Origin of the sequence: Qipengyuania flava (assembly GCF_019448255.1) — a bacterium.
GTDB classification, from domain to species: domain Bacteria; phylum Pseudomonadota; class Alphaproteobacteria; order Sphingomonadales; family Sphingomonadaceae; genus Qipengyuania; species Qipengyuania flava_A.
Genome location: NZ_CP080410.1, coordinates 2,341,350 through 2,361,999, shown reverse-complemented (window position 1 = coordinate 2,361,999; position 20,650 = coordinate 2,341,350). Strand labels below are relative to the sequence as shown.

The following is a 20,650-nucleotide window of genomic DNA, read 5'->3' as shown; positions in this document are numbered from 1 at the left end:
CGGGAAGGGAGCAGCAAGCCAGTGTTCGATGCGCGTATCCGCCCCCTGATCGACCCGCCGCTCAACCGCATGGGCGCGGTGCTCGCCCGATGGGGCGTGACGGCGAACGCACTGACTTTTGCCGGCTTGGCGCTGGGGCTGGGCGGGGCGGCGGCGATAGCGTTCGGGCAGGTCACGCTGGGCCTTGCCCTGATCATCGCAAACCGCCTGCTCGACGGGCTCGACGGCGCGGTCGCCCGCGCGAACGGTCCGACCCAGCTCGGCGGCTATTTCGATATCGTCGCGGATTTTGCCTTCTACGTCTCGATCCCGCTGGCCTTCGGACTGCTCGACCCGGCAAACACGCAGGCCGCGCTGGTACTGGTGGCGAGCTTCGTCCTGACGGGCGTCAGCTTTCTCGCCTTCGCGGTCGCCGCTGCCCAGCGCGGCGAGACCAGCGAAGCGCATGGCAAGAAGAGTTTCTTCTATTCGACCGGCCTGGCTGAGGGCACGGAGACGGTGGCGGTCTTCATCGCTTTCGGCCTGTTCCCGCACTGGTTCGTGCCCATAGCCTATGGCTATGCGGCGCTGTGCGTGCTGACGGTGTTCCAGCGCAGCGCGCTGGCGGTCATCCAGTTCAGGGATTGAGCCTGGCGGCGACCGCCTCGCGCAGCTTGGCGATGCGCGCGGCGTTGGCACCGAGGTCGCTTACACCGACGCGGGAGACGGAGCGGAAGTCGATTTCGCCTTCGGCAACCCGCGCAACCACATCATCCTTGAAGCCGAACCAGAAGGTTTCCGCCACGCCTTCCACGCGGCCCGCACCTGCATCGGCAGTGACGTTCGCAAAGCCCATGTCCTCCATCGCTGCGGCGACTGCCGCCACAGCGTCGGCTTCGCTGGCCGAACCGAGCGGCAGCGGCGCGAGATCGGGATAGGATGCGGTGATGATCTGTGCGTGCGACTGGTTTGCAAGCGGTGCCTCGGCGCTCGCCCACATCTCGATCTCGCCCAGCGGCGTGGTGTAATCGTTGAGCGTGTTTGCCTCGCTCGCTGCGCGCGCCTGCATCGTCGCTTCGGAGAAGGCGGGCGGGGTGTCGACATCGGTCGAAATGTCGTGGATCGGCGGAATTTCCGCGCTCTGGCTGCGGATGTAGCCAAGCACGGCGAAGATGCCGACCGGCACCAGCAGGGCAATCAGCGAAAGGGCCCAGCCCTTGCGCGGCTTGCGCACCAGGGCGATGATCAGCGAGACCAGCGCAACCAGTGCTACGATGCCCAGCAGGATAGGCCCTGCCTGCACGGTCAGCGACAGCAGGCCCGTACGCCAGCCCCACAAGCCGAACTTCGTGCCGAGTGCGGCAACTGCGAAGTAAATGGGCAGGAGCACCGCGAGGGTGAGGGCGAGACGGCTATGCCAGGGCGCGTTTTTCATGCGCGTGTTCTAGCGCGGTGCGGCGAGCCTGCAAGTCGCCAGACACGCGCGTGCTATCGGAAGCGGCGCCAGTTTCCGCGATCGAAGAGCACTTCGCGGGCGCAATTGTGCCCCGGCGCCCCGGTCACGCCGCCGCCGGGATGCGTGCCCGCACCGCACATGTAGAGCCCCTTGACCGGCCCCCGGTACGCGCCATGGCCCAGTACGGGGCGGGCGGACCACAGCTGGTCGAGGCTCATGTGCCCGTGGAAGATATCGCCGCCGACGAGGCCGAATTTGCGCTCGAGACCCTTGGGGCTGAGCACCTGCCGCCCGAGGATCGAGGCGCGGAAGCCCGGGGCGTAAGCCTCGACCGTATCGATGATCGTATCTGCCGCGGCGCCTTCTTCCGCGTCCCAGTCGCGGCTGGTTCCGTCCTCCTTGGCGGGCAGTTCGGGCGCGAATTGCTGGCAGAACAGGCTGGCGACGTGCTGGCCCTCAGGCGCTAGGCTGTCGTCCACCGTGCTCGGGATCAGCATTTCGACGATCGGCTTTTTCGACCAGCCATGCGCTTTTGCATCGAGGAAGGCCTTGTCCATGTAGTCGAGCGTGGGCGCGATGATGATGCCCGATTGGTGGTGCTCGCCCGGTTCGGGCAGGGCGGTGAAGCGCGGCAACTCGGACAGCGCGACGTTCATGCGGAAGGTCCCGCCGCCCGCCTTGAACCCGCGCATGCGGCGGCGGAAATCCTCCGGCTGGTGCGCCTCGTCCAGCATCGAGCCGTAAAGAAGCTTGGGCCCGACGTTGGCGATGACGCGCTTCGCCGCGATTTCCTCACCGCTCTCGAGCCTCACGCCCGCAACCGTACCGCCATCGACCAGCACTTCCGCAACCGGCGCCTCCAGGCTGATCTCGACCCCGGCCTTGCGGCAGACCTCGGCCATGATCTGCGTGATCGTGCCCATGCCGCCCACGCAGTGGCCCCAGGCACCCTTGGTGCCGTTCACCTCGCCGAAGACGTGGTGGAGGAGGACATAGGCGCTGCCGGGCGTATCGGGCGAGGCGTAATTGCCAACAACCGCGTCGAAGCCGAAGGCCGCCTTGACCGGCTCGCTTTCGAACCATTGGCCAAGAAAGCTGCTGGCCGATTTGGTGAAGAGGTCGAGTATGTCGCGCTTGGCCTCGATCCCGAGCCGCGAAACGCCCCAGCCTTGGGCCGCGCCCGCCAGCAAGGATCGCAGACCGTCGCCGACATTGGGCGGGCTCTTGAGCGCAAGCGCCCGCAGCACTTCGGCCACGCCTTCGAGAGCGTCGTAATAGGCGGGCAGAGCCTCGGCATCGGCATTCGAAAACCGCCGGAACTCGGCCTGCGTGCGTTCGAGCCCGCCGCCCAGCTTGAGGTAGCCGCCGTCTTCCTGCGGCAGGAAGTTGGAGATCGGCCGTTCGATCACGCGGTAGCCGTGTTCGGCCAGCCGCATGTCGCGGATCACCTTGGGCTGCAGCAGGCTGACGGTGTAGCTGGCGACCGAATTGCGGAAACCGGGATGGAATTCCTCGGTCACCGCCGCGCCGCCGACCACGTCGCGCCGTTCGAGAATGCGAACCTTCAGGCCTGCCTGCGCGAGGTAGAAGGCGCAGACGAGGCCATTGTGGCCCCCGCCGATGATGACCGCATCGTAAGCCTTGGTCATGCGCTGCGGTCCAAGGCGCGCGTCAGCCGCGGCCGCGGTATGAGGAGACGCCCTGGTCGGGCAGCCACAGGTCGGCTGGGGGCGCGCCGCTCTGCCAGAAGACGTCGATCGGAATGCCGCCGCGCGGATACCAGTAGCCGCCGATACGCAGCCATTGCGGTTTCATTTCGTCGAACAGGCGCTGGCCGATGCCGACGGTCACGTCCTCGTGGAAACCGCAGTGGTTGCGGAAGCTGCCGAGGAAGAGCTTGAGGCTCTTCGATTCGACGATGGTTTCGCCCGGCGCGTAGTCGATCACCAGATGCGCGAAATCGGGCTGGCCGGTGACCGGGCACAGCGAGGTGAATTCGGGCGCGGCGAAGCGGACCATGTAGAGCTGGCCGGCGCGCGGGTTCGGCACGTAATCGAGCTCGGCCTCTTCGGGCGAAGCGGGCAGCGCGGTGGTCGCGCCGAGGAACTTGGGTGCGGGTGTGTCGCTCATGCCGCGCCTGTGCCGCGAATGGCGCGCGGGCGCAAGGCAAGGCTTGGAACCGGTCGCTTCAGAACCTATTCAGCGCGGCTCCCCCCATAAGCGCGCTTTTGACGCCGACCCGAACCATTATGCACCTGCGCACCGCCCTTTCCGTCTTCGCCCTGGCCGCCAGCCTGCCCGCTGCTGCGCAGGCGCAGTCAGTGAACGATTTCAGTCTCGAGAACCTCGGGACGCCGACCCCGACGCCCACTCCGCAGGCGCAGGGACCGGCGGATGTGCAGAGCGGCGTAGCGATTGTCCCGCGCGCGGTGAACACGCCGACGCCAACACCCAGACCGGCCGCCTCGCCTGCGCCGACACCGACGCCCAGTGCAACTGCAACGCAGGCCCCCGCCAGCATTGCAACTCCGCGCGCAACGCCCTTGCCGAGCGTAACGCCGCGCACAGTCGAAACCGCGCCGCGCCAGCCCGAGGCGCAGCTTTCGCCTGCTCCGACGCCGACGCCGACGCCGATTGCAACGGCGACGGCCGCTGGAACGGGTTCGTCGCCGCTCGCTCTCCCAACCGGGATGCCGGTTGCCGAGGAGCCCGGCGAAGACCTGCCATGGCTGCCGATCGGCCTCGGCGCGGCGCTGTTGGCGCTGCTTGGTGCAGGCTTCGCCTTGTGGAAGCGCCGCAGTGACGCCGCGGTGCCCGAGATCGAGCGCCCGGTTGTCCCCCGCGAACCGGCCGCGGCACCGCTCGCCGCCATGGCCGATGCGGTGCAGATCCGGCTCGAATACGACAAGCTCATTCGCAGCGCGGCTTTCGCCACGGTCAAGTACCGCATGACGCTCGTCAACCGGACCGACGCTGCCCTCACCGATCTGGTCGTGGGCATGGACCTCGTCTCGGCCCATGCGGCAGCGCCGATGGAAGAGCAGGTCGCGACGCCCTCGACCGCGCTCGAGACCCGGCACACCCTCGAACGCATGGCGCCTCGCCAGAGCGTCGTGGTTGACGGGCAGGTCCAGCTCCCGCTGGCGGGTGTCAACGTGATCCACCAGGGCCGCTTTCCGCTGCTAGTTCCGCTGCTGCGCGTACGCATCGACGGGCCGGGTGAGGGCGCGCTGGTGAAGACCTTCGTGGTCGGCCTCGGCGCCCCGGGCGGGGGCCGCGTCCAGCCAATCCGCCTCGACGAAGGCCCGCGCAGCTACGCGCCGATCGCCCAGCGCGAGCTTGCCTAGCTCGACTTGGCCCCGCGCGGGCGCTACGCCCCTAGGCGATGGACAGTCTGGTTTCGACACAGTGGCTTGCCGACACGCTCGGCGCCGAGGATCTCGTGGTGCTGGACGCCACGCTGCACCTGCCCGACAGCCCGCGCAACGCGCCGGCCGAATTCGACGAGGGGCACATACCCGGCGCCCGCTTTCTCGACCTTGCAAGCTTCGTCGATGCGGGTTCTGCGGTGCCCAAAGCCGTTCCCAACGCCCGGCAATTTGCCGACCGCATGGGACAAATGGGCGTTGCGCCCGGCAGCCGGGTGGTCCTTTACGATGACAGCGCCATCCGCAGCGCCGCGCGGGCGTGGTTCCTGTTCACGCTCTACGGGTTCGAGAGCGTCGCCATTCTCGATGGCGGGTTGGCCAAGTGGAAGGCCGAAGGGCGCGCGCTCGAATCCGGTGTTGCCGGCAGCGCGCCGACTGCGTTCCCGGAGCCTGAGGCGCGCGCCTCGGTGCGTAGAAAGGCAGACATGCTCGCCAATTCCGCATCGCAGGGCGAACAGGTGGTCGATGCCCGCGACGCTGCGCGTTTCGCCGGAGAGGAAGGCAGCGGCTCCGAAGGGCATATTCCCGGCGCACGCAACGTGCCCTTTGCTGCGCTTTTCGCTGAGGATGGCACCTATCGCTCGCCCAAAGCCATCGCCGGAACCTTTGCTGCGGCCGGGGTGGACCTGAGCGTGCCTATCGTCACGGCTTGCAACAGCGGCATGACGGCCTGCGTGCTGGCTTTCGCGCTTCACCGTGCCGGCGTGCCCGATGCTGCGGTGTACGATGGCAGCTGGCTCGAATGGGGCAGTGATCCCGAAACACCCAAGGAACAGGGGGCGGCGCGCTGACCATGTCAGGTTCCGACAAGGATACGCTGAAGCCGGGAACGCGGCTCGTCACAGGCGGTCGCTCCGGCGATTTTGCCGGCGATGTCGTCAACCCGCCCGTCTGGCGGGCCAGCACACATCTTTACGATAGCTGCGAGGACCTTCGTTCGCGCAAGGCGCACAACAAGGACGGGACTTTCTTCTACGGCCGGCGCGGCGCGCCGACGCAGTGGGCCTTGTCGGAAGCGCTGACCGCACTCGAGCCGGGTGCGGCGGGGACCGTGCTCTACCCGAGCGGAGTTGCAGCGATTGTCGGCGCGCTGCTTTCCGTGCTGCGCAGCGGCGATGTGCTGCTGGTGGCCGACAACGCCTACGACCCCACGCGCAGCGCCGCGATGGGCCTCTTGAAGACCTTCGGCGTCAGGCATCGTTTCTTCGATCCTCTGGACCTCGAAGCTTACGAAGCGGCGTTTTGCGACAAGACCCGCGCGGTGATGCTGGAAGTGCCGGGAAGCCTGACGATGGAGGTCTGCGATATCCCGGCGCTGGCTCGCATCGCGCGCGAGAAGGGCGCCGTCAGCCTCGTCGACAATACCTGGGCGACCGCGCTCGGCTTTCCTGCGCTGGAGCGCGGCTGCGATATCGCGATCACTGCGTTGACCAAGCATGTAGGCGGGCATTCCGACGTCATGATGGGCGCGGCAAGCGCGGGCGAGCGCTGGTATCGCCGCCTGCGCATGGGCGCGCAGCAATTGGGGCATGTGGTCTCGCCCGATGACGCGGCTCTGGTGCTGCGCGGCCTGCGTACCATGGGCGTGCGCCTCGAACGGCAGACGGCAACGGCGCTTGCTGTGGCCGAGTGGCTCGATGCGCGCAGCGACGTGGCTCATGTGCTTAGCCCGCTGCTTCCCGGCACGCCGGGCCACGCCCTGTGGCAGCGCGACTTCACCGGCGGGTGCGGCCTCTTCAGCTTCGTGCTCAAGGGGCGCGACGACGCGGCGCGTTGCCGCCTGGTCGATGCGCTGGAATTGTTCGGCATCGGTTACAGCTGGGGCGGCTTTGAAAGCCTCGCCCTGCCGTTCGATGTCGAAGACGTGCGCAGCGCCATGGCCTGGCCGAAAGAGGGATGGGGGGTTGAGGACCGCTACGCCATCCGTCTATCGATCGGCCTTGAAGACAAAGAGGATCTGATTGCCGACCTCGCCAACGGGTTTGCAGCGATGGACGAAGGATAGACGTGCAGGGCGAGACTCCCCCCACCGACAGCACCGAAACGCCAGAGGCCGCGCCGGTCGAGCAGGCCTGGAGCCTGGCCGAGCCGGCTGAGGAGCAAAGCTCTGTCGCCGCAGCCGAAGGGGCAAAAGAGGCGCTGAGTTCACGCAGCGAGACGGTCGGCTCGGTGGTCGATACGCTCGATGCGGTGGCGCTGTCCTTCGGCGACTTCCGCATTTCGCTGTTCGATGTGCTCATCGTCAGCGCCGTTATCGTCGGGGTGCTGGTCTTCGCCTGGTTCGCCAGCCGCATGGCCCGCCGCCTGGTGCGCCATCTCACGAAGCTAGACGACACGCAGCAACTGCTGGTGGAGAAGATCGTCACCATCCTCGTTTGGGCAGCGGCCTTCTTCCTCGGGATCGACCTGCTCGGGATCGACCTCACCGCGCTCGCCGTGTTCTCCGGCGCCTTTGGCCTTGCCATCGGTTTCGGCCTCCAGAAGACCTTTGGCAACCTCATCGCAGGCATCATCCTGTTGATGGACCGCTCGATCAAACCGGGCGATGTCATCGCTGTGACGGACGCAGCGGGCAACGAAAGTTTCGGCCAGATCCGCAAGATCGGCATTCGCGCGGTTTCGGTAACGACCCGCGACCAGCGCGAATATCTGATCCCGAACGAAAACCTGATGATCAACCAGGTCGAGAACTGGTCCTATTCCTCCAAGAACGTGCGCATGCAGGTTTCGGTCGGCGTCAGCTACGAGGCCGACATGAACCTTGCCGAAGAGCTGATGCTCGAGGCTGCGAAAAGCTGCGAACGGGTGCTCAACGCGCCGCCACCGACCGTGTGGATGGCCGAATATGGCGACAGTTCGGTCAACTTCGTGATCCACTGCTGGATCGTCGATCCCGAGGAAGGCGTGGGCAATGTGCGCAGCGCCGTGCTCAAGAAATTGTGGTGGTTGTTCAAGGAGAACGGGATCGAGATCCCGTTCCCGCAGCGCGATCTCCACGTGCGTTCGAGCGACCAGCTCGACCGGCTGATCGAGATTATGGGGCAGGGCAAGCAGGGCACGCCGGTTACAAAAGAATAGGTTGCCGCGCGGACATCTGCGGTTTCAAAATTTCCCCTTCCTTGCCGCACACGCATTCTGATTGGCGCTTGCGCGTGCCGGCTCGCATCTTGCCACCATGGCAAAAACCGGAACCATTTATCTCGTCGGCGCGGGGCCGGGTGATCCCGACCTCCTGACGATCCGCGCCGCGCGGCTTATCGAGCGCGCCCGCGTGATTGTGCACGACGGTCTCGTCGACCCCGCAATTCTCGCGCTCGCGCGCAGCGATGCCGAGCTCATCTCGGTGGCCAAGCGCCGCTCGCACCACACCCTGCCGCAGGAAGACATCAGCGCCCTGCTGGTGCGCTTCGCGCGTGAAGGTGAAGACGTCGTGCGCCTGAAGGGCGGCGATCCCTTCATCTTCGGGCGCGGAGGCGAGGAAGCCGAAGTGGCCCGCGCTGCGGGCGTGGCGGTCGAGGTCGTCCCCGGCATCAGCGCCGCCAACGGCGCCGCCGCAGCGTCGCAGATTGCGCTTACCCACCGTGACGCCTCCAGCATCGTCAGCTTCGTTGCCGGCCAGTGCAAGGGGCTGAAGGACCAGGACTGGGCTGGTCTTGCGGGCAAGGGCCGCACGCTGGTGATCTACATGGGTGTGAAGACCGCGCCGCAGATCGCCGAAAAGCTGATGGAAGACGGGCTCGCCCCGGACATGCCGGTGGCCGTGATCGAAAACGGCACGCGCCCCAACATGCGCGTGCTGCGCGGCCTGCTTGCAGGTCTGCCGGACCTTGTCGAGCGGGAGGCGGTCGTCAGCCCCGCTCTCATCGTAATTGGAGAGGTTACCGCGCGCGACGATCTTGCGCTCGCCGCGGCTGCACAAGAGGTGGCCCGATGAGGCTTCTTACCGGAAACGACCTTAAAAGCGGCGCGGTCACCTGGTGGACCGGCGGCGACTGGTCGATCCATATCGAAGACGCGGTCGATGTGACCGGCAGCGAGGATGAAATCGCTCGCCGCGAAGAGGCCGCTCGCCGCGTCAACGTACCCTACGCCATCGATGCCGAGCTGCAGGATGGCAGCCCGCGTCCCTCGCACATCAAGGACCGCGTTCGCGCCCTCGGCCCGACCGTGCGCCCCGATCTCACTCTCAAACCCGCCGATCCCGAAATCGGCAACTGGGTGATCTGACATGTATGTTTACGACCAGTACGACCAGGCGATGGTCGACGCCCGTGTGGAGGAATTCCGCGACCAGGCGCGCCGCCGTCTCGAAGGCAAGCTGACCGAAGACCAGTTCAAGCCGCTGCGGCTGATGAACGGGCTCTACCTGCAGCTCCACGCCTACATGCTGCGCGTCGCCATTCCCTATGGCACGCTCAACAGCCGCCAGATGCACGCGCTGGCCGATATCGCGGACAAATACGACCGCGGCTACGGCCACTTCACCACGCGCCAGAACATCCAGTACAACTGGATCAAGCTGGAGGATGCGGGCGATATCCTCGCCGATCTCGCCAAGGTCGAGATGCACGCCATCCAGACCAGCGGTAACTGTATCCGCAATATCAGCTCGGACCATTTCGCAGGTGCTGCGGCCGACGAGCTCGTCGATCCGCGTCCCTATGCGGAGCTGCTGCGCCAGTGGTCGAGCTTCCATCCGGAGTTCAGCTACCTGCCGCGCAAGTTCAAGATCGCGGTGATCGCCAGCGACACCGACCGTGCGGCGATGCGCCTGCACGATATCGGCATCCAGATCGTGAAGAACGATGCGGGCGAGCTGGGCGCGGCCTTCTACGTTGGTGGCGGCATGGGCCGCACCCCGATGATCGCGCCCTGCATCAATCCCTTCGTGCCGCTCGACCAGCTGGTTACCTATGCCGAGGCCTGCCTTCGCGTCTACAACCGCCACGGCCGGCGCGACAACAAGTACAAGGCACGCATCAAGATCCTCGTCCACGAAATGGGCGCGGAGGAATACACCCGCCAGGTCGAAGCGGAATTCGCCCACATGCTGGACGAGGGCATCGAACCGCCCTTTGCCGAGCTGGAGCGTATCCGCACCTATTTCGAAGACCCCCTGTTCGAAGAATCGCCCAGCGAGGATATCGACCGCAGCGATCCCGATTTCGCGCTCTGGGTCGATCGCAACACCCATGGCCACAAGGCATCGGGTTATGTCTCGGCCGTGATCAGCCTGAAGCCGGTCGGCGGCATTCCGGGCGATGCGACGGCGGAACAGATGCGCCTGATGGCCGATCTTGCGAAGGATTGCAGCTTCGACGAGCTGCGCGTCATGCACACGCAGAACATTGTCCTGCCGCATGTCCGCAAGGCCGATCTCCACGCGCTGTGGACCGCGCTTGAAGCGGCGGGCCTCGGCAGCCCCAACCTCGACACGATCGAGGACATCATCGCCTGCCCGGGGCTCGACTATTGCAGCCTCGCCAACGCGCGCTCGATCCCCGTGGCGCAGAAGATTTCGGAACGCTTTGCCGCCAACGGCAAGACCGAAACGCTGGGTGAGCTGAAGCTCAAGATTTCGGGCTGCATCAACGCCTGCGGCCACCACCACGCGGGCCACATCGGCATCCTCGGCGTCGACCGTAAGGGGGTGGAGAATTACCAGCTCCTGCTCGGCGGCAGCGAGGCGGAAGATGTCAGCCTCGCCAAGATCACCGGCCCTGGCTTCGACGAAAACGGCATTGTCGACGCGGTCGAGACCGTGACCGGCGTCTACGAACGCGAGCGGGAGGAGGGCGAGCGTTTCGTCGATACCTACCGCCGCATTGGCATGAACCCTTTCAAGGAGGCGCTCTATGGTTGAGACCCTGCGCTACCGCGACGATGAGCCCGTCGATCACCCGGCGGTGACCGTCGATTCCTTCCTCGACCAGTCCAACGCGACGGCCGTGCGGATCGAACCGGGCGACGATGCACGCGAGCTCCTGCCTCATCTCGAACGCCTCGCCCTCGTCGAAGTCAATTTCCCCGCTTTCGGCGACGGGCGCGGCTACTCCTCTGCCCGTATCCTGCGTGAAGCCGGATACGAGGGCGAACTGCGCGCCGTGGGCGATGTGCTGGTCGACCAGCTTGCCTATATGCGCCGCTGCGGTTTCGACGCCTTCGAACCCGATCAGCAGCTCGACAAGGACGACGTCAAGGCCGCCTTCGAACGCTGGCCCGAGGTCTATCAGAACACGGGCGACGGCCGCACGCCGATCTGGACCAAGAGGCACGCATGAACGAGCTGCGCGCCATCGACCGTCTCGACACCGCTCCCCGCTTCACCGAGCACGACGCCATCCGCCTGAACCGCATGTTTCGCGGGACCGAGACGGAAGAGTGGCTGCGCGCGGTAATCGAGGGAAACCTTGCGGGCGATACGGCGGTGGTGTCGAGCTTCGGCGCGGAAAGCGCGGTGCTGCTGCACCTGATTGCCCAGGTCGATCCCACGGTGCCGGTCCTGTTCCTCGAGACCGGGAAGCACTTTCCCGAAACGCTCGCTTACCGTGATGAGCTGACCGAGCGGCTCGGCCTCAACCGGGTCGACCTGTTTCCCGAGATCGCCGACCTCGAAACGCGCGATGAAAGCGGCCTCAGGTGGTCCTACGACCCCGACGGTTGCTGCGAACTGCGCAAGGTGAAACCGCTCGCCAAGGCGCTTGCCGGGTTCGATGCGAGCTTCACCGGGCGCAAGGCCTTCCAGTCCTCGACCCGCGCGAACCTGCCGCGCTTCGAGCTCGACACGTCGGACGCGCAGGGGCGCCTCAAGATCAACCCGCTGATCGACTGGAGCGCCGAGGACATCGCCGCCTATTTCGAGAAACACGACCTGCCGCGCCACCCGCTGATCGAGCGCGGCTTTCCCAGCATCGGCTGCTCGCCTTGCACGCGCCCCGTCGCCGACGGCGAAGACGCGCGATCGGGCCGCTGGGCCGGCTGGGACAAGGTGGAATGCGGCATCCACAAGCCGGGCGAAGAACCCTTCCTGTAAGAGGGAGGCGTCAGGCCCCCTGGGTCTCTTTCAACCGGCTCAGCGTGCGGATGATCTCGTCATCGGAAGACGGTTTGGAAAGATAACCGGCTTTTGGGAAGCGCGTGTCGAGCGTTTCGCGCTTGGCGCGGCCCGAATAGAAAGCGAACGGGATCTGGCGTTCTGCGAGCAGGTCGGCGGCGTCGTACACTTCGCGGTCGGCCAGGTTCACATCGAGGATGGCCACGTCGATCGCCTCGGTCTCGGCAAGCTCGAGCGCGTGCGCGCAAGTGCGCGCCAGCCCGACGACCTCGCCGCCGGCGTCTTCGACCATCATCTCCAAATTCATCAGGACCAGCGCCTCATCTTCGGCGATCAGGACCCGCAAACCTTTGAGCGACAACGCGCCTCTCCAATGGCACCGCTATGGGAGCGGAAATTCGAGAACGACTTCCAAACCTTCGGAATGCCAATTTCGTTCCAAGGTGCCTGAGAGTTGCGAAGCGCTGCTGTCTATCATCAGCGATCCGAAGCCCGACCGGGCCGGGGGCTCGGAAACGACAGGTCCGCCCTTTTCCTGCCAGCGCAGGATGACGTTGCCGTCTTCATGGGACCACGCAATCGAGACTTCGCCGTCATCCGCAGACAGCGCGCCGTACTTGCTCGAATTGGTCGCAAGTTCGTGGGCGATCATGCCGATCGGCGTGGTCAGATTAGGGGGTACGATTACCTCGGGGCCGGTGAGCGTGAACTCGTGGTCGACCTTGTGCGAACCCAGCACGACCTCGAGCATTTCCTTAAGGCCTGCCTGCGTCCGTTCGCGTTCGCGCTCGAGGGTGAATTCGTGGGCGCGGGCGAGGGCGAGGATACGTCCCTTGAGCCCGGCCGCGAGATCCTGCGTCGAAACCGCCGACCTTGCTGCGATGTTCACGATCGAGGAGATCACCGCGAACAGGTTCTTCACCCGGTGGTTCATCTCGCGGAAGAGCAGTTCCTTGTCGGCCTTGTTCCTCTCTTCAATCGTGATGTCGTAATTGATGCCGACGATCAAATTGCTGTCGACCGCCCGTCCGATACCCTTGAGGTGATGGATCGAACCGTCCTCGTGGCGCACCCGGAACTGCTGGTCGTAAAGCTCGCCTTCGTTGACGGCGCGTCCCAGAGCTTCGGTGACCATGTCGCGGTCGTCTTCGTGGATACGGCCGACGATGTCGTCCAGAGTGAGTTCGCCATCCGCCGGAAGGTCGAAGAGCTTGGCTTCCTCGTCATCGAGCCGCACTTCGCCGGTTTCGGGGAGGTATTCCCAGATACCCATGCGCCCGATGGTAAGCGCCAGGGCGAGACGGTCGTTCTTGTCGCGCAGCTCGCCTTCAAGAGCCTTGAGGGCCGTGATGTTCGAGAAGGTCATCGTGACCCCTTCGACGCTCCCACCGGTCATTGTGTAGGGGACGATCCGCGCCGTGTAGAATTCTGACGTATCCTGCGTGACGGCAAGCTGCTCGAATACCTTGCCAGTGCGCAGCACCTCGCGCGCTTCGGCCGCGATGTTGAGGTCGCCCACCCGGGGGGCGACATCGGTCAAGGGCCGGCCACGATCGCTCTCGACAAGCGGGAAGATCTTGATCGCTTCGCGCGTGAAGGCGCGGATTCGGAGCTCCTTGTCCACCACGAGCAGGGCGATGTTGGTGGAGGAGAGGAAGTTCTTGAGATCGTCATGCGCGACGCCCAGCTCGTCGACCTTGTTCTTGAGCTCCTCGTTGACGGTCGAAAGCTCTTCGTTGGCCGACTGGAGCTCCTCGTTCATCGACATCATTTCTTCATTTGAGCTCTTCAGTTCCTCGTTGGCCGTCTCCAGCTCCTCGACGGTGCTGCGCAGCCGGAACCGCGTAAGGCGCAGCTCTTCCTCCAGCTCGAAAACCCGGTCATCGGGTTCGCCCTTGTCGGAATAATAGTCTTTCAGTTCCTGCCGGAAGCGTTCGACCTCGATGAACACCACGGTCACCGTGCCATCTGGCAGAGGATCGGCGATGAGGTCGAAGCGCTGGGTGCCGAACTCGCTGGTCACCTCGACATCGCGCAGGGCCCGGCGTTCGCCTTTGTCCGCCACCTCGCGCAGCAGCGGCATGAGGACCTCGCGGACACCGCGACGGGCAATCGATGACACATGCTGGTCGTTGTTGCCGACCGAAAGTTTGAAGTATTTCGACAGCTCGCCGAAGGAGGCCATCAGGTCCCCGTCCGGAGTCAGCAGGACGCTTGCCGGGGCGTAGCGTTCCATCACCGTGCTGGCGAACAGATCGGACCGACTACCAGTCTCGAACTGACGCAGCGGGCGGTCGTTTGGTTTGGGTTTGGGCCGGCGGCCCTTGAGGCGGAGCGGCAATTCGATCGGATAAGACACGCCGCGTTCGCTGCGCTTGAACAGCCGTGCCTTCTGATCGATCGGCACGAACAGATCGTCGCGCCGCGAAAGGCTTTCCGACGGACCCAGGAACAGGAAACCGCCCGGTTTGAGCGCATAATGCATCAGCGGGACGAGCGAGCCCTGGAGCTTGTCGTCCATGTAGATCAGCAAGTTACGGCACGAAATCATGTCGAGCCGCGAGAAGGGCGGATCCTTGATCAGGCTGTGCGAGGAGAAGCGGACCATGTCGCGGATTCGCGGGGTGATCTGGAACTGTCCGTCGAGCCCGATGGTGTATTTTTCGCGGAAGCGTTCGGGAATGTCGAGCAGGGCGCTGGAGGGATAGCGGGCTTCGCGCGCGGTGCGCAGCATCTCTTCGCTGATATCGGTGGCGAAAATCTGCACCATCGGCTTGCGCTCGCGATGCTCGCTGGCCTCGGCGAAGAGCATGGCGATCGAGTAGGCTTCCTCGCCGGTCGAGCAGCCGGGAACCCAGACGCGGATCTCGTCCGAAAGCGACATGGATTGCACCAGCGGATTGATCGCATGGTCGCGCAGCATGTCGAAGAAGGCGCTATCGCGGAAAAACGCGGTCACATGGATCAGGAGATCCCGGAACAGCGCTTCGCATTCCTCCTCGTCTCCGCGCACACGCTCGAGATATTCCTCCGCGGTCTCGATATCGAGCAGCTGCATCCGGCGTTCGATCCGGCGCACCAGCGTGGTGCGCTTGTAGCTGCTGAAATCGTGCCCGACCGTATCGAGCAGGACTTCGCACAGCTGGTCGACATTTGACGCAACAACCGCAGCTTCGCCCTTGAGGGGGCGTTCGTTGCGGCGCTGAAAATAGGCTGAGAGTTCGGGGACGATGTCTTCCGGGGCCAGGCTGTAATCGATCAGGCCCGTGCCGATCGCGGCGCTGGGCATGCCGTCGTAACGTGCGGTTCCCGGTTCCTGCGCGACGCAAACGCCGCCCATCTCCTTTATCACGCGCAGGCCCGCTGATCCGTCGGCACCCGTGCCCGACAAGACGACGCAGGCGGCGTTCGGCCCTTGCGTTTCGGCAAGTGAGGTGAAGAACGCATCAATCGGACGACGCAGGCCGCGCGGCGCGGAAAACGGTTCGAGCTGCAGGCGCCCGGCCTTGATCGAAAGCTTCTTTCCCGGCGGAATGACGAAGACGCAACCGGGTTCGACTTGGTCGCCATCGTTGATTTGCTTGACCGTAAGCGAGGTGGAGCGACCGACCAATTCGGCCATCAGGCTCTCATGATGCGGGTCGAGGTGCTGGATAAGCACGAAGGCAAGGCCGCAGTCTTTCGGTGCGGCCGATAGCATTTCCTTCACGGCCTCGAGACCGCCGGCCGAAGCCCCTATCGCGACGACCGGGAATCCAAGCGCTTCCTCGGCATCATTCGTTCCGTCCTGGCGTTCCTCAGCCATTGCATCCCCTTCGTTGGAATTGAGATGCGTCAATTCTCCTGACTTTTCCAGTACAAAGGCAAGATCGCAGCTCTTGGCAGCGGTTTTTTGCCTGAAAGGAGAGCGTGCGGTCCGTGGGCGAGAACTGGTCGTGCATCGGCGCACTTGATAGGGTGCCCCCGGACCAGCGGGGCACGCCATGAGCGAAATCACATCGCTGTATGTACACAAGGTGCTCTCCCACGTGGGGGGAGGCGTCGAAACGCGCGACCTGCTGGAGCAAGTGGGCGTTCCGCCCGATGACCCGATCGATCCCAAGCTCATGGTCGCAGCCGACCGATTCTACGATTTTTTCGCCTTGGTGGCGGAGCGCGACCCCGACGGCTTGACCTTGCCGCTGCGCATCGGTGCGACGATGAAGAGCGACGAGTATGGCGCTTTCGGGCTTGCGTGGAAATCGGCGCCCGACCTGCGCGGTTCCTTCACCCGGTCGGCGCGCTACGGCCATGTGCTCGGCAACGCGGAGACCTACAGCCTCGAACAGGGCAGCGAAGGCTGGTTCTTCAGCCTGGACAAGGCGGGCAGTGCGGGAACGGGCATGCTCCTGTCGAACGAGGCCAGCATGTCCTCGGTGATGACCATTTGCCAGGAGGTCGCCTCCCAGCCGTTCCAGCAGCTCGGCGTCTACTTCAAACACGGCGCGCGCGGCGATCCGGCTGCCTATGAGAGGCATTTCGGCTGCCCAGTGCATTTCAACTCCGGACGCGATGCTCTGCTGGTCAGCGAGGCGAGCCTCAATGTGCCGAACAAGCTGGGTGACGAGACGATCGCCCGGTTCTTCGACCAGCATCTCGAAGCCGAACTTGCGAGGAACGCCGAGCCGGAAAGCCTCGACAAGCGGGTGCGCCTCGCGATTGCAAAGATGCTGAGCGAAGGCGTACCGACACTGTCCACCGTTGCAGGCTCGCTCGGTATGAGCGCGCGGACCTTGCAGCGCAGGCTGTCCGACCAGGGCAAGTCTTTCCAGCAGTTGGTCGACCAGGCGCGCAGGGAGCTTTCCCAGCAGCTTCTTCGCGAAACGAACTACAGCCTAGCCGAGATCGCCTTCCTCACAGGCTTTGCCGAACAAAGCGGCTTTACCCGGGCGTTCAAGCGCTGGGCGGGCGAGACCCCGCGTTCCTACCGATTGGGGGCGCAGCCGGCAGGTTGACGCCATCTGCACAAGGCTTGTCGCGCTTGGGCAAGAGCCGCGGCAATCTGTGACCTATCCCATGCTTGTCTCCAACAAACAGGAACAAGCGCATGACCACCCAGACCGCACAGGAGCCGATCACCCTGGTGATCGGTGGGACCGGCAAGACCGGCAAGAGAGTTGCTGATGGACTGATCGCGAAGGGACAGGCGGTTCGCATCGGATCGCGTTCGTCCTTCCCGGCGTTCGACTGGGACGATGAGGCGGGATGGGATGCGGCGCTCGATGGCGTCTCGAACATCTACATCACCTACTCCCCCGACCTCGCCATGCCGGGCGCCAAGGATGCGATCAGCGCGCTGGTCTTGCATGCCAGGCAGAAGGGCGTGCAGCGCCTCGTGCTGCTGTCGGGTCGCGGCGAGCAGGAAGCGCAGGATTGCGAGCGGATCGTGGCAGAGAGTGGCCTTGAATGGACGGTCGTGCGCGCCAGCTGGTTCAATCAGAACTTCTCCGAAGGCGCCTTCATCGACATGGTGCTCGGCGGAGCGATCACCCTGCCCGCAGGTGATACGGCCGAACCCTTCGTCGATGTTGACGACATTGCCGATGTGGCTGTCGCGGCGCTCAGCGAGGATCGGCACAATGGCGAGATCTACGAAGTCACCGGCCCGCGTCTTATGACCATGGCCGATATCGCGGCGGACCTCTCCGCTGCCACGGGGCGCGACATTGCCTTTGTCGATGTTCCCCACGAAGCCTTCATCGAAGGACTCACCCAGTCCGGCGCGCCGAAGGATGTCGTGTGGATGCTCGACTATCTGTTCTCGACGGTGCTCGACGGGCGCAACGCGCACCTGACCAACGGCGTAGAGCGCGCGCTTGGCCGGTCGCCGAAAGACTTCGCCGAGTATGCCCGCGATGTCGCCACCACCGGCGCGTGGAGGGTGGCGGCATGACCTATGAATGGCCCCTCTATTTCTGCCTCTTCCTCGCGCTGTGGAGCGCCATTGTCGGCGGCGTTTTTTCCGCCTTCTCCGAATTCATCATGTCGGCGCTCTCCAAGACGGAGGCATCCGGCGCGATCGAGGCGATGCAGCACATCAACCGCGATGTGATCCGGACCCAGTTTGTCGCCGGCATCCTGTGCATCGCGCTCTTCTCGTTCCTCTTCACGCTTTACAGCCTCGCCGCGTTCGAAGGGGCGGCCCGCACGGTGCTTGTCCTTGCAGCGCTGGTCTACCTGCCGAGCGTGTTCTTCATGACGATGGTCGGCAATGTGCCGATGAACAACCGGCTCGAAAGCCTCGACCACCGCAGCGAAGAGGCCCGTGCCTACTGGGGCGAATACGCGGAGAAGTGGACCCGGCTTAACCACGTCCGCTCGCTCGGCAGCGTCCTCACGGCCGGCCTCTACACCGTCGCGGCCGTCACGCTGATCACCAGCGGCCAGGTCTGAACCTGCTCAAAGCACCGGATACCAAAATGCAGAAAAAGCTCCTTCTGATGGCATTCGCCGCGGCTGCCCTGATGACCCCGCCGCTTGCCGCACGAGACCCACTCGAAGCGGTCATCGACACCAGCGATGCCGAGCGGTTCGCCGCCGTGTTTGTCGCCAGTGACGCGAAGCCGGGCCCGGAGCAGCTCCAGGCGAGCTACCTCGACCAAGCCGGCGAGGGTCTGGCCCTCATGCAGGCAACGCGCTTCGGGACAGCCGACAACCTGGCGAAGGCGGTCGCACAGTCTCCCGCTTCGTATCGTGACGCAATCCAGAGGTGCCTGCCTATTGCGCAGAGCATGGAAGGCGACCTGAGGGCCATCTATCTGGCGCTATCGGCCTTGTTTCCTGACCGGACATTGCCGCGTGTCGAGGTCGTGATCGGGGCCGGGACATCGGCCGGGATCGCATCCCCGAATGTGCAGGTCATCGGACTTGAAGCCCTGTGCGCGAACAGCCCGACCGAGGCCGATTTCCGAGGCGCACTGCGTTACTTCTTTGCGCATGAGACCATCCACTCCTTCCAGCCGGTCGTGGATGCGACTTCTCTGGGGGACGATCCCCTGCTCACGCTGGCCCTGCATGAAGGCGTGGCCGATATGGTGGCCAGCCTGGTCCTGGGACGAGCCCCCGATGCGGAGCGCGATGCATGGGCAAGCGCCCGCAAACAGGCGCTGTTCCAGCAGTTTCATTCCGACCGACGGACCCTGCGCGCAAGCATCGCCCGCGGCGAAACGCTGGCCACGTTCTCGCAAGAAGCGCGCGCGGCCCTAGGACGCTGGCATTTCAACCACAATCGGGTGGCCGAGGACTGGCGTAGCGATCTTGGATACTGGATAGGTCGCCAGATCGCCTCGGCCTATGTCGAGGAGGCCGTAGACAAACGAGGGGCTATCCACGCTCTTGTCGAGGGCATAGGGCCGGCGGCCGTCTTGCAGGCCTCGGGGCTAGCAGACCCCAATGCGAACGGAGTGAAGTGAGATGCGAAGCCTATTCCTGCATGTTGGTGCGGTTCTGGTCTTTTGCGGAATGTGGGGCGCCGCCGTCTTCGCGGCCCTCGACCAGGGCTGGGGGCATTCCGCTCTCGCCGACGCAGGCGATGTGGCCGGCTTCGAACAGGCCGCACGAACACTCGCCGAGGAGGAGAACGCCGGCAACGTCAGTTTCGCGCTGATCGAGGGCGGCGAGATCGTGTCCGAATTCCACCTCTCAAAGGGGGAAGCTGTTGGATCGGAAAGCGTGTTCCAGGTTGCCTCGCTAGGCAAATGGCTGACGGCATGGGGCGTCATGGCCCTGGTCGAAGATGGCGAATTGGATCTCGACGCGCCGGTCTCCGACTACCTCTCCCGCTGGCAACTGCCCGCTTCCGAATTCGACGCATCGGGTGTGACGGTGCGCCGCCTGTTGAGCCACACGGCTGGCCTGACCGATGGCCTCGGCTACGACGGGTTCGACAGGGAGCAGGATCGGCAAACGCTGGAAGCCTCTCTCAGCCGGGCTGCGGACGCCTCACCCGGCAAGGATGGACGGGTTGTCCTCGGCAGCGAACCGGGCTCGGGCTTCGCCTATTCCGGAGGAGGCTACACCCTGCTGCAACTGCTGGTCGAAGAGGTCTCCGGCCAACCGTTCCCCGAGTACATGGAAGCCCGGGTTTTCGAGCCTCTAGGCATGGATCGCACCACGTTTGACCACGCGAGGGCGATCGAGCTCGGGCTGGCCGAAAATTTCGCTCCGGACGGCAAGGCCGAGCCGTTCCGCTGGTACACCGCGCTTGCCGCGACGTCGCTTTTCACCACCTCGGGGGACATGAGCCGGTTTGTCTTGGCGCAGGCTCCTGGCGGATCGAACCCGGTCCTTTCCGGACAGACCATCACGCTTATGCGAGAGCCGCACGCCGCGCAGATGGGCGCGGATATCTGGGGGCTCGGCACGATGCTCTACGCGTCCAACAACGCGGGCGGATTCATCATCGGCCATGACGGCAGCAACGAACCCGCCATCAACAGCGCCGCGAGGCTCGACCCTGCAACGGGCGATGGAATTGTGATCCTCTCGACAGGCAATCCGCTGCTGGCGACCAAGCTTGCCGGCGAATGGGTGTTCTGGAAGACCGGCAATGTCGATAGCCTCACCTTCGCCTCGCGGCTGCCAACGGCCCTGGCGGTGTTTGCCGGCGGCGTAATTCTCATTCTTATCGGCGCAATCCTGAGCCTCGTGGTCCGCAGGCGCCGATCTTCGCGTGGACCCAAGGAACTCTAGATC

20 protein-coding genes are annotated in these 20,650 nt (G+C 64.8%); 15 read left to right on the top strand and 5 right to left on the bottom strand.

Features of this window, described 5'->3' with window-relative positions; genetic code table 11:
- Positions 1-21: 21 nt before the first annotated feature.
- Positions 22-627 (top strand): CDP-alcohol phosphatidyltransferase family protein, encoded by a 606-nt coding sequence (locus KUV82_RS11735; protein WP_219954448.1) that lies wholly within the window; start codon positions 22-24, stop codon positions 625-627.
- Here KUV82_RS11735 and KUV82_RS11730 read toward each other — a convergent pair.
- Genes KUV82_RS11730 through queF form a run of 3 tightly spaced genes read right to left on the bottom strand, consistent with a single transcriptional unit; the run spans position 617 to position 3,565 of the window.
- Entirely contained in the window at positions 617-1,414 is a 798-nt protein-coding gene (locus KUV82_RS11730; protein ID WP_219954447.1) for a DUF1499 domain-containing protein, read from the bottom strand. The two genes, KUV82_RS11735 and KUV82_RS11730, sit on opposite strands and share 11 nt — an antisense overlap.
- Positions 1,415-1,467: 53 nt before the next feature.
- On the bottom strand, positions 1,468-3,084 hold the full coding sequence (locus KUV82_RS11725; RefSeq protein WP_219954446.1) for a phytoene desaturase family protein: 1,617 nt from the start codon (positions 3,082-3,084) through the stop codon (positions 1,468-1,470).
- A 22-nt stretch (positions 3,085-3,106) separates the two neighbouring features.
- A complete protein-coding gene (gene queF / locus KUV82_RS11720; protein ID WP_219954445.1) occupies positions 3,107-3,565 on the bottom strand; it encodes a preQ(1) synthase in 459 nt (152 codons plus the stop codon).
- 119 nt (positions 3,566-3,684) lie between these two features.
- Here queF and KUV82_RS11715 point away from each other — a divergent pair, with 119 nt between their 5' ends.
- The 9 genes from KUV82_RS11715 (at position 3,685) to KUV82_RS11675 (ending at position 11,896) form a co-directional block, all read left to right on the top strand.
- Complete coding sequence (locus KUV82_RS11715; protein WP_219954444.1) at positions 3,685-4,782, top strand: hypothetical protein; 1,098 nt, start codon at positions 3,685-3,687, stop codon at positions 4,780-4,782.
- Positions 4,783-4,820: 38 nt separating this feature from the next.
- The gene (locus tag KUV82_RS11710; RefSeq protein ID WP_219954443.1) at positions 4,821-5,654 is read left to right on the top strand and encodes a sulfurtransferase; all 834 of its coding nucleotides are present in this window, start codon (positions 4,821-4,823) and stop codon (positions 5,652-5,654) included.
- Positions 5,655-5,656: 2 nt separating this feature from the next.
- Positions 5,657-6,868 (top strand): cystathionine beta-lyase, encoded by a 1,212-nt coding sequence (gene metC / locus KUV82_RS11705; protein WP_219954442.1) that lies wholly within the window; start codon positions 5,657-5,659, stop codon positions 6,866-6,868.
- 2 nt (positions 6,869-6,870) lie between these two features.
- Positions 6,871-7,941, top strand: coding sequence for a mechanosensitive ion channel family protein (locus KUV82_RS11700; protein WP_219954441.1), 1,071 nt, complete (start codon positions 6,871-6,873; stop codon positions 7,939-7,941).
- A gap of 97 nt (positions 7,942-8,038) precedes the next feature.
- Positions 8,039-8,797 carry a uroporphyrinogen-III C-methyltransferase gene (cobA, locus tag KUV82_RS11695; protein ID WP_219954440.1) on the top strand — a complete coding sequence of 253 codons (759 nt, stop codon included), beginning with the start codon at positions 8,039-8,041 and terminating at the stop codon, positions 8,795-8,797.
- A complete protein-coding gene (locus tag KUV82_RS11690) occupies positions 8,794-9,090 on the top strand; it encodes a DUF2849 domain-containing protein (protein ID WP_219954439.1) in 297 nt (98 codons plus the stop codon). The genes cobA and KUV82_RS11690 overlap by 4 nt, the downstream gene beginning before the upstream one ends.
- 1 nt (position 9,091) lies before the next feature.
- Positions 9,092-10,726, top strand: coding sequence for a nitrite/sulfite reductase (locus KUV82_RS11685; protein ID WP_219954438.1), 1,635 nt, complete (start codon positions 9,092-9,094; stop codon positions 10,724-10,726).
- A complete protein-coding gene (locus KUV82_RS11680; RefSeq protein WP_219954437.1) occupies positions 10,719-11,144 on the top strand; it encodes a DUF934 domain-containing protein in 426 nt (141 codons plus the stop codon). Before KUV82_RS11685 ends, KUV82_RS11680 begins: the two co-directional genes overlap by 8 nt.
- Positions 11,141-11,896, top strand: coding sequence for a phosphoadenylyl-sulfate reductase (locus KUV82_RS11675; RefSeq protein ID WP_219954436.1), 756 nt, complete (start codon positions 11,141-11,143; stop codon positions 11,894-11,896). The genes KUV82_RS11680 and KUV82_RS11675 overlap by 4 nt, the downstream gene beginning before the upstream one ends.
- A gap of 10 nt (positions 11,897-11,906) precedes the next feature.
- Here the strand turns inward: KUV82_RS11675 and KUV82_RS11670 are convergent, their stop codons facing one another.
- Positions 11,907-12,278, bottom strand: coding sequence for a response regulator (locus KUV82_RS11670; RefSeq protein ID WP_258319739.1), 372 nt, complete (start codon positions 12,276-12,278; stop codon positions 11,907-11,909).
- Positions 12,279-12,299: 21 nt separating this feature from the next.
- Entirely contained in the window at positions 12,300-15,722 is a 3,423-nt protein-coding gene (locus KUV82_RS11665) for a chemotaxis protein CheB (protein WP_219954435.1), read from the bottom strand.
- Positions 15,723-15,900: 178 nt separating this feature from the next.
- Between KUV82_RS11665 and KUV82_RS11660 the strand changes: the two genes are divergently transcribed.
- The 5 genes from KUV82_RS11660 (at position 15,901) to KUV82_RS11640 (ending at position 20,647) form a co-directional block, all read left to right on the top strand.
- On the top strand, positions 15,901-16,911 hold the full coding sequence (locus KUV82_RS11660; RefSeq protein ID WP_219954434.1) for an AraC family transcriptional regulator: 1,011 nt from the start codon (positions 15,901-15,903) through the stop codon (positions 16,909-16,911).
- Between the two features lie 92 nt (positions 16,912-17,003).
- Positions 17,004-17,849, top strand: a complete 846-nt coding sequence (locus KUV82_RS11655) for an NmrA family NAD(P)-binding protein (protein ID WP_219954433.1) — start codon at positions 17,004-17,006, stop codon at positions 17,847-17,849.
- Positions 17,846-18,349, top strand: coding sequence for an anthrone oxygenase family protein (locus tag KUV82_RS11650; RefSeq protein WP_219954432.1), 504 nt, complete (start codon positions 17,846-17,848; stop codon positions 18,347-18,349). The genes KUV82_RS11655 and KUV82_RS11650 overlap by 4 nt, the downstream gene beginning before the upstream one ends.
- A 26-nt stretch (positions 18,350-18,375) precedes the next feature.
- Positions 18,376-19,368, top strand: a complete 993-nt coding sequence (locus KUV82_RS11645; RefSeq protein ID WP_219954431.1) for a hypothetical protein — start codon at positions 18,376-18,378, stop codon at positions 19,366-19,368.
- Between the two features lies 1 nt (position 19,369).
- The gene (locus KUV82_RS11640; protein ID WP_219954430.1) at positions 19,370-20,647 is read left to right on the top strand and encodes a serine hydrolase domain-containing protein; all 1,278 of its coding nucleotides are present in this window, start codon (positions 19,370-19,372) and stop codon (positions 20,645-20,647) included.
- Positions 20,648-20,650 lie beyond the last annotated feature (3 nt).